12 protein-coding genes are annotated in these 12,496 nt (G+C 27.7%); 6 read left to right on the top strand and 6 right to left on the bottom strand.

Annotation, left to right across the window (positions count from 1 at the left end; translation table 11 throughout):
• The first annotated feature begins 3 nt into the window (after positions 1–3).
• Complete coding sequence (gene rfbG / locus OW730_RS23595) at positions 4–1,074, top strand: CDP-glucose 4,6-dehydratase (RefSeq protein WP_271226503.1); 1,071 nt, start codon at positions 4–6, stop codon at positions 1,072–1,074.
• Entirely contained in the window at positions 1,074–2,390 is a 1,317-nt protein-coding gene (rfbH, locus tag OW730_RS23590) for a lipopolysaccharide biosynthesis protein RfbH (protein ID WP_271226502.1), read from the top strand. Before rfbG ends, rfbH begins: the two co-directional genes overlap by 1 nt.
• 296 nt (positions 2,391–2,686) lie before the next feature.
• On the opposite strand, the gene OW730_RS23585 is transcribed toward rfbH, so the two are convergent.
• Together OW730_RS23585 and OW730_RS23580 are read right to left on the bottom strand one after the other, a co-directional pair.
• Positions 2,687–3,424, bottom strand: coding sequence for a DUF707 domain-containing protein (locus tag OW730_RS23585; RefSeq protein ID WP_271226501.1), 738 nt, complete (start codon positions 3,422–3,424; stop codon positions 2,687–2,689).
• A 42-nt stretch (positions 3,425–3,466) separates the two neighbouring features.
• Positions 3,467–4,264 carry a beta-1,6-N-acetylglucosaminyltransferase gene (locus OW730_RS23580; RefSeq protein ID WP_271226500.1) on the bottom strand — a complete coding sequence of 266 codons (798 nt, stop codon included), beginning with the start codon at positions 4,262–4,264 and terminating at the stop codon, positions 3,467–3,469.
• 377 nt (positions 4,265–4,641) lie between these two features.
• Between OW730_RS23580 and OW730_RS23575 the strand changes: the two genes are divergently transcribed.
• The gene (locus OW730_RS23575; RefSeq protein ID WP_271226499.1) at positions 4,642–5,091 is read left to right on the top strand and encodes a dTDP-4-dehydrorhamnose 3,5-epimerase family protein; all 450 of its coding nucleotides are present in this window, start codon (positions 4,642–4,644) and stop codon (positions 5,089–5,091) included.
• 59 nt (positions 5,092–5,150) lie between these two features.
• On the opposite strand, the gene OW730_RS23570 is transcribed toward OW730_RS23575, so the two are convergent.
• The 3 genes from OW730_RS23570 to OW730_RS23560 form a co-directional block, all read right to left on the bottom strand.
• A complete protein-coding gene (locus OW730_RS23570; RefSeq protein ID WP_271226498.1) occupies positions 5,151–5,639 on the bottom strand; it encodes a hypothetical protein in 489 nt (162 codons plus the stop codon).
• A gap of 95 nt (positions 5,640–5,734) precedes the next feature.
• Entirely contained in the window at positions 5,735–6,676 is a 942-nt protein-coding gene (locus OW730_RS23565) for a DUF3794 domain-containing protein (RefSeq protein WP_271226497.1), read from the bottom strand.
• Between the two features lie 273 nt (positions 6,677–6,949).
• Positions 6,950–8,329 carry a hypothetical protein gene (locus OW730_RS23560; protein WP_271226496.1) on the bottom strand — a complete coding sequence of 460 codons (1,380 nt, stop codon included), beginning with the start codon at positions 8,327–8,329 and terminating at the stop codon, positions 6,950–6,952.
• Positions 8,330–8,578: 249 nt separating this feature from the next.
• On the opposite strand from OW730_RS23560, the gene OW730_RS23555 reads away from it, so the two are divergent.
• The 3 genes from OW730_RS23555 (at position 8,579) to OW730_RS23545 (ending at position 11,061) form a co-directional block, all read left to right on the top strand.
• Positions 8,579–9,442 (top strand): hypothetical protein, encoded by an 864-nt coding sequence (locus tag OW730_RS23555; RefSeq protein WP_271226495.1) that lies wholly within the window; start codon positions 8,579–8,581, stop codon positions 9,440–9,442.
• Positions 9,443–9,511: 69 nt separating this feature from the next.
• Positions 9,512–10,654, top strand: a complete 1,143-nt coding sequence (locus OW730_RS23550; protein ID WP_271226494.1) for an aminotransferase class V-fold PLP-dependent enzyme — start codon at positions 9,512–9,514, stop codon at positions 10,652–10,654.
• 143 nt (positions 10,655–10,797) lie between these two features.
• A complete protein-coding gene (locus tag OW730_RS23545; RefSeq protein WP_271226493.1) occupies positions 10,798–11,061 on the top strand; it encodes a putative Se/S carrier-like protein in 264 nt (87 codons plus the stop codon).
• A 58-nt stretch (positions 11,062–11,119) separates the two neighbouring features.
• Here the strand turns inward: OW730_RS23545 and OW730_RS23540 are convergent.
• A protein-coding gene (locus tag OW730_RS23540; RefSeq protein WP_442945378.1) for an IS3 family transposase occupies positions 11,120–12,456 on the bottom strand; the annotation gives its coding sequence in 2 pieces (ribosomal slippage) (positions 11,120–12,075 and positions 12,075–12,456; 1,338 coding nt in all).
• Positions 12,457–12,496 lie beyond the last annotated feature (40 nt).

The raw sequence follows: 12,496 nt of genomic DNA, 5'->3' as shown, positions 1-12,496 counted from the left end.
ATTATGAGAACTTTATTTAAAAATTTTTATAAAGGTAAAACTGTTTTAGTAACAGGGCATACAGGCTTTAAAGGTTCTTGGCTTAGTATATGGCTTAGAAAATTAGGCGCTAATGTGATTGGGTATGCACTTGATCCTTATACGAAATATGATAATTTTCTACTTTCAAATTTAAAAGATAAAATAGTGGATATTAGAGGAGATATTAGAGATAAAAATAAATTAAAAGAAGTGTTTAAAAAGTACAAGCCAGACATTGTATTTCATCTTGCAGCTCAGTCTCTTGTGAGGCTTTCGTATAAAATTCCCAAAGAAACTTATGAAGTAAATGTAATGGGAACTTTAAATGTATTAGATTGTATAAGAGAATGTGATTCAGTAAAAGTTGGAGTTATGATTACAACAGATAAATGTTATGAAAATAAGGAACAAATTTGGGGATATAAAGAAACTGATGCAATGGGCGGATATGATCCATATAGTTCTAGTAAAGGATGTGCTGAACTTCTCATAGCGTCTTATAGAAATTCATTTATGAATCCTAATGAGTATGAGAAACATGGAAAAGCTATATCTTCAGTTAGAGCTGGTAATGTAATAGGTGGTGGCGATTGGCAGAAAGATAGAATAGTTCCTGATTGTATAAGAGCGTTAATTGATAATAAACCTATAAAAATAAGAAATCCAAATGCAGTTAGGCCATTTCAACATGTATTAGAACCTTTAAGTGGATATTTGCTTTTAGCATCTAAAATGTATAAAGATGGCTTAAATTATTGTGATGGATGGAATTTTGGTCCTGATTATGATTCAATTGTTAATGTTGAAACAATAGTAAATTTAATAATTAAAGAATGGGCAAGCGGAAAATGGATAAATTTATCTGGTAAAGAAGCACCATATGAAGCTAATCTATTAAGCTTAGATTGTACTAAAGCTAAAACTTATTTAGGTTGGAAGCCTAGGTTAACTATTGAAGAGGCAATAGGATATACAGTAGATTGGTATAAAAATTTTCAAAATTCAAACGTATATGAATTGTGTTTAAACCAAATTAAGGAGTATTTAAATTAATGAGTAATGAGAGTATTTTGAGACAAGAGATCTTAGAAAGAGTAAAAGAGATATATAGGTTGAGAAAGGAAGAAGAAAAATTTAATCCTGGAAAAACAAAGGTTAATTATTCAGGTCGTGTTTTTGATGAGAAAGAAATGATTGCAGTTGTTGATTCAGTTATAGATTTTTGGCTCACATTAGGAATAAACGGACGGAAGTTTTGTGAAGATTTTAAAAATTATTTAGGGGTGAAGTATTGCCTAGTCACTAATTCAGGTTCATCTTCAAATTTGGCTGCTATATCTGCACTATGCTCCCCAATAATAAATAACCCTATGATAGCTGGAGATGAGGTAATTACAACAGCTATGACATTTCCTACAACACTAAATCCCATTATACAAAATAGATTAATACCAATTTTTATTGATATTGAAGAAGACACTTACAATATTGACGCTTCAAAAATTGAAGGGGCCATTACTTCTAAAACTAGAGCTATAGTTTTTGCTCATACATTAGGGAATCCAGCAGAAATGGACAAAATTATGAAGATAGCTAAAAAGTATAATCTCTATGTAGTTGAAGATACTTGTGATGCACTTGATTCATATTATGATGGAAAGAAATGTGGAACCTTTGGAGATTTTTCAACTTACAGTTTTTATGCTGCTCATCATATGACAATGGGAGAAGGCGGAGCTATATGTACAAACTCTTTAGAGTTATATAGAGCAGCTTTATCTATAAGAGATTGGGGAAGGGCATGCTATTGTCAAACCGGTGAAGCGAATCCAATGGGAGCTTGTAGGCATAGATTTGATTTTAAGTTTGGTGATTTACCAGAAGGGTATGATCATAAATATGTTTATAATAATATAGGATATAATTTAAAGCCTCTTGATATTCAATGTGCTATGGGAATTGAACAATTAAAAAAGCTTCCTAAATTTACTGAGGCAAGAAAGAATAACTTTAAAGTGTTATATGAATGTTTTAAAAAATATGAAGATAGATTTATTCTTCCAAGAGTATTGCCTAAAGCAGATCCTTCTTGGTTTGCTATTCCAATAACCGTGAGAGAAGATGCTGGATTTAGTAAAAGGGATTTTGTAACTTATTTGGAGTCAAAATTGATTGAAACAAGAATGTTGTTTGCAGGTAATATATTGAAACAGCCAGGGTATAAAGATATTGAGTGTAGAATAGTAGGGGAACTAAAAAACACAGATCAGGTATTGGAAAGGACGTTCTTTTTAGGAGTATATCCAGGACTGACTAAAGAAAAGCTAGAGTATATGGTAAGTTGTATAGATGAATACTTTAAGAAATAGAAATGTGAAAAAAGTTGACAGTTGACAGCTGACAGCTGACAGTGGACAACAAATGACATTTCTCTCCGAGAAATTTAAATCTTATTGTTCCTTGGACAATAGGATTTTACTCGTTTCAGTTAAAATGAAACATTGTATTTTAAATACAATAATTTATCAAAGATAAAATGAGTATAAACCTCTTGTCCTAAAGAACAATAAAATGTAGGTTCTGACCTCGGTCAGAACCATCTATCATTATCCATTATACATTATCAATTATACATTTGTTTTTTTTAGCATGCTTATCATGCTTTTTAACTTCTCACTTCTCCATACACTTTCATATCATATGGAAGTGGAACATCATACTTTTTAGTAACCATGGTTGCTTCTGTCCATGGATCAATATTAAATAATTTATATTGAGGACCCGTCCAAATTTTCCTTGTATGATGAACGGACACTGCATCGATAATAGCAATTTTATTAGTAGGATATCCTAATATTTTTGGCCAAATTAAATCCAAGCCCCAACCACTCTGGCTTTCAGAAAAGCTGTATAAGCATCTTAAGAGTGCTTCTCTTGAAAAAATTGGAGCCATTTCTTCAACAAAATTAGTATATCTAAGAAGTAGTCCTTCTTTCTTTAAAGTCAGCGGATAACTATAGTATGAATTATGGGTTAGTGAAGGTTGAGCTAACCATAATTTTTTAGAATAAAATATATTAAACATTCTATTAATACTTTCATTATTTATCAGTAAATCATCATCAGCTATCCAAATAATATCATATTCCATAATTGATTTTATATTATTAGATATTAATTTATAAAGTGAAGGAAATTTTGTTCCTTTTTGTTTTTCATAATATACGCAATCCTCAACATATAAATTACCTTTGTCACCATAATAGCTTATTACCAAATCAAAGTTATCATTGTTAGATTTTGAAAGCCAGTTTTTATGCAAAGAAGAATCCCCAGCCCTGCATATTATTAAGGCTTTTGGCTTTTTATAATGTAAATTGGATAAATACGTTGCTTCATACATATTAATTGATCCTCCTGGATATCGAGTTTTTAACTTGAGTTTCTAAAGTATCTTGTTATCTATCATATCTAAGATTTGTGAATCTATATCAATATCAAATTTTCGCGCGAATAAAGTTCGAGAGTTATTTAATATAGGAAAATAGTTTTTAGTTAAAATCGCTGGATGAGTTTTTGGATGAGGTACACTATCCCAATCTATATATCTTAATCCTGTATTGACTACAGTTTGTTTAAAGTGTGAATTAAGCACTATGGTTTGAAAGAAAATTTCATCTGGAACATATAAATGCTTACAATATTGAACAAAATCCGGGTTATTAATTACAAAATCATATATATATTTAATACATTCTTTTGTTAACCCCCACCACTGTGAACCTCCGTATAAGGAAATATTTGATGGAAGTCTGTATTGTTTTGGAATTCTATGATGGAAACCGTTATGCCAGCCTTGAAGTGGGACTGGAAAATTATGAATAAAACATTTGCCATAATTGCCTATTAAAAAATCTCTAATATAATAGTTAGGTTTTATAGGGTAATCCTGTCCACTTAATAAAATTACATAATCTAAACAAAGATTAGTATTTAGAATATGCTCTATTCCTTTCATAGTAGCTTGTACTATACTAAAATCTCCCCAAGAACAGTTACACCTATCTATATAATAAATATTATTATGGTTTCTAAAGGTATTAATAATTTGATTTAACATATAATTTGAAGATTTTTTATCAATATGAATAAAGAAGTAAGCATTTTCACAATTAAGTGTATTAATTAGTCTAATTAATTGAGTAGGTGATTTATGGGCTAAAATTAAATAAGCAATATTCATTTTTAAAACCTCCTTGTTTAATGTGCTTACTGTTATATAGATTCCAATTTAATAAATAATTAATACAGAGGTATGAGATGTATACGGATTCTGATACAAGTATTAATTACACTATGGAATCTCTATATATAGTATGTTTTTATTAATGTAAATGTGTGTCAATATTTAAAATATAAAATCATTTATAGACTTTATGTGTAGTTTTGCGTGTAGTTATAAATATAAAGTTCTTTATCTTAAAAATATTTAATAAACATATTATTAAAGAGTAATGTGTTCTAAAAGAACTAATAAATTTAAGTATATAATCAAATAAAATGTATCAAATGAATCTTGGGATAAGAATTATGTTTAAATCTAATTAAGGAGTAATAGAAGTGATAGATGGAGTTATTATAAAAAATTTAAAGAGAATTTCAGATGATAGGGGCACAATTTTAAAAATGCAGGAAAGTTGTGATTCGGAATTTAAGGGTTTTGGAGAAATATATTTTTCTACAATCTATCCAGGAGTAGTAAAGGGATGGCATTTACATGAAAAAGCAATTTTGAATTATGCTGTTGTAAAAGGAATGATCAAGTTAGTTTTATTTGATAATAGAGAAGGCTCAAAAACCAAAGGTGAATTAATGGAAATATATATTGGAGACAAAAATTATTGTTTAGTTCAGATTCCTCCTAAGGTATGGAATGGATTTAAGTGTGTTGGAAATGAGGAAGCAATAGTTGCAGATCTAATTACAGTTATTCATAAAAATGACGTTATGAAGAGGATGAATCCTGATAATTGTTTTATTGATTATGATTGGAGTTTAAAGAACAGGTAATTTAAAGGGGGAATGCAGTCGTAAAAACCAACTGCATTCCCTAGTTATACTCTAGCTATTTAGCAGCAAGGATCATAATCATCACATGGACAAGTATAATTTGCAACAACACGAGCTGTTAAATCAAGTGGACAACATGAATTAGATTTTGGAATGTTAAAGAATACTTTTCTTGTAAGAGTGCCACATGTTTTATCGCAACAAGAATGGCAATCTTTGTGTAGTATTGCAGTAAAGCACTTGAAATCAATTATTTTTCCATAGCAGTCACATAGAATAACACCAACAGAAATTTCTTTTTCATAACATACATTATTTATTGTTACTTTCAATTTTAACAATCTATCAGTACATTTGTTTAAATCAATTGGTTTAGTTTCAACTTTTTTACAAAATTCACATGGTTCAAAGTGGATTTTTTTTGTTGTTACACAATTATATTTATCATAACAATCATTATCTTTATCGCAAGTAGGAGTGTCTTTTTTACAGCACTTTCCTGGAGTATATAATTCATCATATAAGTTTTCTTTATTAAATTTATCCATAAAATGTTATCTCCTTTGTAATAGTAAGTTTATTATATAAAGTAAAAAACTTTATAAGTATATAATTCTATTTCTATCTATAATCAGAATGATGTTTAATATTGCATATTATTGAGATTTATAGTCTTAGGAGAATTCATGTCAGTGTTCATATCAATTTCAATATCATACTCAGTATCTTGATTTATATGATATTGAATATCATATTCAATATTACTATCAATATTATTTTGAATAATATTTTCTACATTATTGGAATGTTTTATTTTATCTTCATCAATATTATTAAAACTAGATTCATTATTATTATCAATATTAATATCAATATCATATCCATTACATTCATTGTTATATTCAATATCATAGTCATAATAATTATCAAATTCAAATTGATCAAAACAATCAAATTCACTATCATATTTCAGCATAAAAGAATCTGTAGAATTCTTTGAATCTTGTATTTCAGTATATTTATTAAGGTTAAGATTATAGGGACAAGTAGTTGTTTGGCTATTTAATTCACTATTAGAATGAACATTATTTTTAATATAGTTGAAATTTTTAGTATTAAAGTTTTTTGAATTATGCTTATCTTGTTTTTTTACTATAGGATAAACAAGAGTTAATAATGAAACGTAGAAATTTCTTGAATCTATTTGAGTAATTAATGCATCTTCTACGAATAATTTAATATCCTTTATCTGTCTACAAATGTTATTACAAAGTATAAAAGTACAGAATGGTATGTCAAAATGGGCTGAATAAACAGTTTGACTTGATTCATTCGGAATATAAAGTATTTTAAAATGAATAGTTCCATATATAACTAATTTGTTTTCTGCATTTGTATTTAAAATATTATATTTATCTATTGAAGTATCAATTAAAAGTTCAAGTATAGTTTCTATAGCTGATTTAGAATTAGGAATGCATAATTTAAAGGTATTACACATTTCTTTATATGGATAATTATAAGGGCATTCAGGCAAATTAGATTGAGTTGTAATACCACTTATATCAATATAATCCGTTTTCACTTTTTTCCCTCCTGATTTTTGTCAACAAGTAATTCTACTCTAATGTTTAAATATTTTAACTTTAGCTTTCATGTTAATTTAATTTATATATTTATTTTATGATTATATTGAGAATAGGTGACATAGATATGTTTTTAAATTTATAAAGAGAAGCCTTCATTGTATTATGAAGGCTGTTATTATTTATTAAGATAGGACTAAAGACAATGGCGATATTATTGAGTTGAATGAGTTTCGATATGTTTTTTAATAATCTATTTTGTAAATAGATTATTAATATAAATTGAAAGGACAGAATCTATTTAGAATTACTAAAACTAATATTAGGCAATAAGTGAAGCACCAATATTTGTTATCATAATCACAATTACATAAATGTTCAGAGTTATAATTACATTTCATATTTTGAGTGTTATTGTGAATTTCATTACTAAAATTCTTAAATTTATCAGAATAATTTTTCTTAGGACATGTTTTCCTGAAACTATTTTGAGCATTAATTATCTCAGTAGATGATTTAGGCTCATGAATTTTGTTATTAATTATCTCAGTAGATGATTTAGGCTCATGAATTTTGTTATTAATTATCTCAGTAGATGATTTAGGCTCATGAATTTTGTTATTAATTATCTCAGTAGATGATTTAGGCTCATGAGTTTTGTTATTAATTATCTCAGTAGATGATTTAGGCTCATGAGTTTTGTTATTAATTATCTCAGTAGATGATTTAGGCTCATGAATTTTGTTATTAGTTATCTCAGTAGATGATTTAGGCTCATGAATTTTGTTATTAATTATCTCAGTAGATGATTTAGGCTCATGAATTTTGTTATTAATTATCTCAGTAGATGATTTAGGCTCATGAATTTTGTTATTAGTTATCTCAGTAGATGATTTAGGCTCATGAATTTTGTTATTAATTATCTCAGTAGATAATTTAGGCTCACGAATTTTGTTATTAATTATCTCAGTAGATGATTTAGGCTCATGAATTTTGTTATTAATTATCTCAGTAGATAATTTAGGCTCACGAATTTTGTTATTAATTATCTCAGTAGATGATTTAGGTTCATGAATTTTGTTATTAATTATCTCAGTAGATAATTTAGGCTCATGAATTTTGTTATTAATTATCTCAGTAGATGATTTAGGCTCATCAATTTTGTTATTAACTGTTTCAGTAGAAGACTTTGGCTCAGCAATTTGAGTGTTTTTTATTTGATCAGATACTGTTGATTGATTTTTAGGCTCTTTCGTATGTTTTATTTTTGAGGAAACAAATACAGTTGAGTATAAGTAAAATGACTTTGAATCAAGCATTTTTATGGATACTTTTGTTACATAGGTTAATATCTTTTGTATATAAATTTTACTATCATTAATGGAAAGAGGTACTTCAAATGGTAAGTTGAAATTTTCTTTATGCACAATATCATTTGAAGAATAATATATTAATTCTATTTTTTTTACTCCATTAAGAATAACTTTACGTGAAGATGAATTAATTAAGTTTTTATGGGAATTAATTTTTATTTTTATATCTAAACTAATTATTTTGTTTATCTCAGGGCTGTTTTCAGAAATATCTAACTTATAAGATTGAGATACTTCATTATGGGGTGTATCATATAGAGAATTTGGTATGTTGTTCAAAGGTGTTACACCCCTCAATTTTATACGATTAGTGCGCATTATTTATTCCTCCTTTAGTTAATTTCCCATGTTACCTTTGTAATATAATATGATAAAAATTTTGATTTGTACTATATAATAATAAGAGTTTAAATGAAAAGCTTAAGTGAATTAATATTTATAGTTTTTAAATAGAAATTAAGTATTAAAGCATTTATTTATTTCATAATCTATATTAGAAGAAATATATTTTTTTTATGGAGGAGTAGTATGCCTTGCAAAAAACAAGAGTGTATTGTTACAACTATAAATAATGGTCCATTATATGAAATAAATACTGAGATTAGTCAACCTTCACATATTTCCAAAGATGAATTAAAGGATAAGACATATAAGAAGATTAATAATTTATTAGTACATTTAGTATATGAATTTAAAAAAGAAAAAGAAAACTTTAATCTAAACATAAATAAAAAAAATGAAGATATAGAAGAACTTCTCAGAAAAATAGAAGCACAAAATATCAATTTATCAAATTTAAAAAAAAATAATTTAGAATTAAAAAAGCATATAGATTATCTTAATAATTCAATCGATGAATATAAGGAAAAATTAGATGAATTTAAAAATGAAAAGGACTTTAGTAATAAATTCGAATTAGAGAATATAAATAAATATAAGAACCAAATCAGTGAGTTAGAGGAAGCGAAAAATAAACTGTTAATTAATAATAAAAAAATAGAAGAAGAGTTATTAGTGAAAAATGAGGAAAAAGAAAGTATATTATTAGACTATAAAATTGAGGTTAAAAACATTTTGAAACTTATAGAAGAAAAAGAAAAAGAATTCACCTCATTAAATGAGGTCAATTTAGAATTGAAGAATAAAGTGAATACTTTTCTGAATTCATTAAATCTATCTAAGGATATAATTCATAAACTTAAAATTCAAAGAAACCAAGAAGAACAAAAGTATTTTAAAAAGATGAATGACTATGAAAATCAAATAACTGAATTAAAAGAAAAAAACGAAGAATTAGCTATGAATTTTAATAATAAGATATATTCCTTATTAAAAGTGCTTCAAGAAAAAGAGGTTGTAATGGATAAGTTGCGTGAAATGATAGGAAAATAGAGTTATTTATTAAGTTTTATGAAAGAAAAAATAATAAATATTATATAGTGATTTTAAGGAGGAAGATTAATGATATATCTTGATAATGCAGCCACAAGCTTTCCAAAACCCAAAGAAGTTTATAGAGAAGTGTTATATTGCATGGAAAACTATGCTGCTAATCCAGGAAGAAGTTCTCACACAATGGCAGCAGAAGCATCTTCTAAAATTATTGATACTAGAATTGAACTGAGCAGCCTATTTAATATAGAGAGTCCATTTAACATTATATTTACGAGTAATGCTACAGAAGCTTTGAACATTGGGATAAAAGGAGTATTAAAACCTGGAGATCATGTTATTAGTACAGTAATAGAGCATAATTCAGTTTTAAGGCCGCTATATTATCTAAATAAAAAGGGCGTAGACCTCTCTTTAATAGATGTTGATAGTAGAGGATATGTGAATATTGATAAACTAAAGAATAAAATTAAGAAAAATACAAGAGCAATTGTAATAAACCATGCTTCAAATGTTTTGGGAACAATTCAGGATATCAAAGCTATTGGAGAAATAGCAAGAGCGGCAGGGATAATATTTATTGTTGATGCATCGCAAAGCGCAGGAGTAGTCAATATTGACTTTGAAAGGGATAATATTGATATGTTAGCTATTCCAGGGCATAAAGGCTTATTTGGTCCACAGGGGACAGGTGCTTTATGTATACGTGAAGGGATAAACTTAGAAGAGTATAATCAAGGTGGTACGGGTAGTGAATCTCTATTAATTGAACAGCCAGATATTTTACCAGATAAATTTGAAAGTGGAACATTAAATACGCCAGGAATTGCAGGTTGGTATGAGGGAATTAAATTTATAAAAGATGTGGGTATAGATAAAATTAGAGAGCATGAAAATAAATTAGTTAAATATTTAGTAGAAGAATTAATGAAGTTATCTTACGTTAAAATTTACGGAGGAATTGATTACAATAATAGATGTGCTGTGGTCTCACTTAATCTAGATAATGTAGATAGCTCTGAAGTAGGAAATATCTTAAGTGATAAAGGTATTGCTGTAAGAACAGGATATCATTGTGCTCCTTTAATTCATAAAATTATTGGGACATATGACACTGGAACTGTTAGAATAAGTCCAGGGTATTTTAATTCCTATAGGGATATAGATAATATTGTTAAAGGTTTAAAAGATATATATGAAAATAGAGTTTAATAAAAAAGATTAAAATAAAGAAACCATCTTACAGATTTATAAATATAATATATAGTAAAGAAATAAAGTATAGATTCATTATATAGTAAGTCTATAACAAAAATCATATTGTATTTTATAAAAGTAAGCAGGTGATAAACCTTATGAAGAATGAAGTTGAATATATAGCGATTTTCTCATCTAATAACTATACGTCATTTTTATTTAAGAAACTTAAAGAAAGAAAATGTAGGGTTTCATATATATCTGCACCAAGAAGTATTGTGAAATCTTGCAAGAAAGCTGTTAAATTTTACGAAAGAGATTTATATGATGTACAGCAAATTATAAAGACTAATAATCTAAAGATTAAAGGGATTTATAAAATTGTTATAAAAAATAGGAAAGTTAATTATGTATTGATATAATAAAAAAATCCTCATAGTATTAAAATGTACCCTTTGTCAAGGACATTATAAAAAAAGACTATGCAGCAGCTTGAAGATGATTTCTGAATGATACAGGAGTCATCTTCTTTAAATTCCATTGATATCTGTAATTGTTATAGTAATCCATGTATTCATCTATTTCATCTTTAAGCTCGTCCAGAGCTGTGCATGATTTAATGTAAGCCTCATCCTTAAAATGTCCAAAGAATGATTCTTGAGGTGCATTATCCCAACAATTTCCTCGTCTAGACATTGATTGTCCTAATCCAAAACTTTTCACTAACTTTTGGAAATTGGGGCTAGTGTAATGTGCTCCTTGATCTGAATGGATAAAGGCATCAGGGGCAAGAGTAATATCTTTATTATTCAATAATTTATATATTGTATCAGTGGCGATATCTAGCGATAAGCTAGTGGCTACGTTATAAGCTAGTATCTCATTAGTAGAACCGTCTTTAATCGTAGATAGATATGCTCTTTTGTTATTACCATACGTTAGATAAGTTATATCTGTAAGCAGTACTTTTCCGGGGATATTTTGTTTAAACTCTCTATTCAATAAATTAGGGACAACTCTGTGCTCATGGGTGGCTTTCGCCATTCTTCTATAAGGATTAGCCTTCCTTATGGGGCAAACAATGTTGTATTTTCTCATTATTCTCCTTATACGCTTTAAATTATATACAATACCAAACTGACCGTCTAATGTCAGTTTAATTTGACGAGCACCTTTTTTACGATTCTTGAACTTGTATGCTTTTAAAATCAAGTCTTTTGCTACTTCATCACAAAGCTCTCGCTTATTTCTTGATTCCATGGCTGTTGCAGAAAAATAATTATAGTATCCTGACCTTGATACGCCCGATAGATTACATAAATAACTAATCATATTTTTCAAGTTATATTTTTTAACTGTATCTCTTATTATTATAAACTTGTCCTTAGGAAGTATTTTTATTTCTTTCGCGTCATCATCCTTTCCATCATATCGAGCTTTTTTAGAAGTTCGTTCTCAGCTTTCAGTAAATTATTTTGTGCTTGGAGTCGTGCATATTTCTCCTCTAAAGAAAGCTCTTTAGTTGTTGGCTTTCCTGAATTGTTTCTTCTTGTATCAGCTAAACCACATACACCATTATGTCTATAAGCAGCTCTCCACCTTTTACCAGATGATCTTACTCTTTCAATTCCTATGATATCTACATCAAATCCACATTCTTCGAATATTTCTCTAGGGAATTTTCCGTTCTGATTCTCAGCTATAAAGATTTTTTTGAATTCATCAGTATACGTAATTGCTTTATTAGTGACATTTTTTACGTATTTGTTTTGTGCCAAAGTTTCTATTTGTTCTTCTGTAAATATCTTTTTACTCATTTTTTATCCCCCGAATTCTCATTTATTTAATTATACATAA

It is taken from the genome of Oceanirhabdus sp. W0125-5 (assembly GCF_027938815.1).
In the GTDB taxonomy this organism is placed as follows: domain Bacteria; phylum Bacillota; class Clostridia; order Clostridiales; family Clostridiaceae; genus Oceanirhabdus.
This window is presented reverse-complemented; position numbering and strand designations above follow the sequence as displayed.

Excerpts from the sequence above, each read along its gene's own strand:
- rfbG (WP_271226503.1), top strand. The coding sequence starts at position 4 with ATGAGAACTTTATTTAAAAATTTTTATAAAGGTAAAACTGTTTTAGTA.
- rfbH (WP_271226502.1), top strand. The coding sequence starts at position 1,074 with ATGAGTAATGAGAGTATTTTGAGACAAGAGATCTTAGAAAGAGTAAAA.
- OW730_RS23585 (WP_271226501.1), bottom strand. The coding sequence starts at position 3,424 with ATGTATGAAGCAACGTATTTATCCAATTTACATTATAAAAAGCCAAAA.
- OW730_RS23580 (WP_271226500.1), bottom strand. The coding sequence starts at position 4,264 with ATGAATATTGCTTATTTAATTTTAGCCCATAAATCACCTACTCAATTA.
- OW730_RS23570 (WP_271226498.1), bottom strand. The coding sequence starts at position 5,639 with ATGGATAAATTTAATAAAGAAAACTTATATGATGAATTATATACTCCA.
- OW730_RS23555 (WP_271226495.1), top strand. The coding sequence starts at position 8,579 with ATGCCTTGCAAAAAACAAGAGTGTATTGTTACAACTATAAATAATGGT.
- OW730_RS23550 (WP_271226494.1), top strand. The coding sequence starts at position 9,512 with ATGATATATCTTGATAATGCAGCCACAAGCTTTCCAAAACCCAAAGAA.
- OW730_RS23545 (WP_271226493.1), top strand. The coding sequence starts at position 10,798 with ATGAAGAATGAAGTTGAATATATAGCGATTTTCTCATCTAATAACTAT.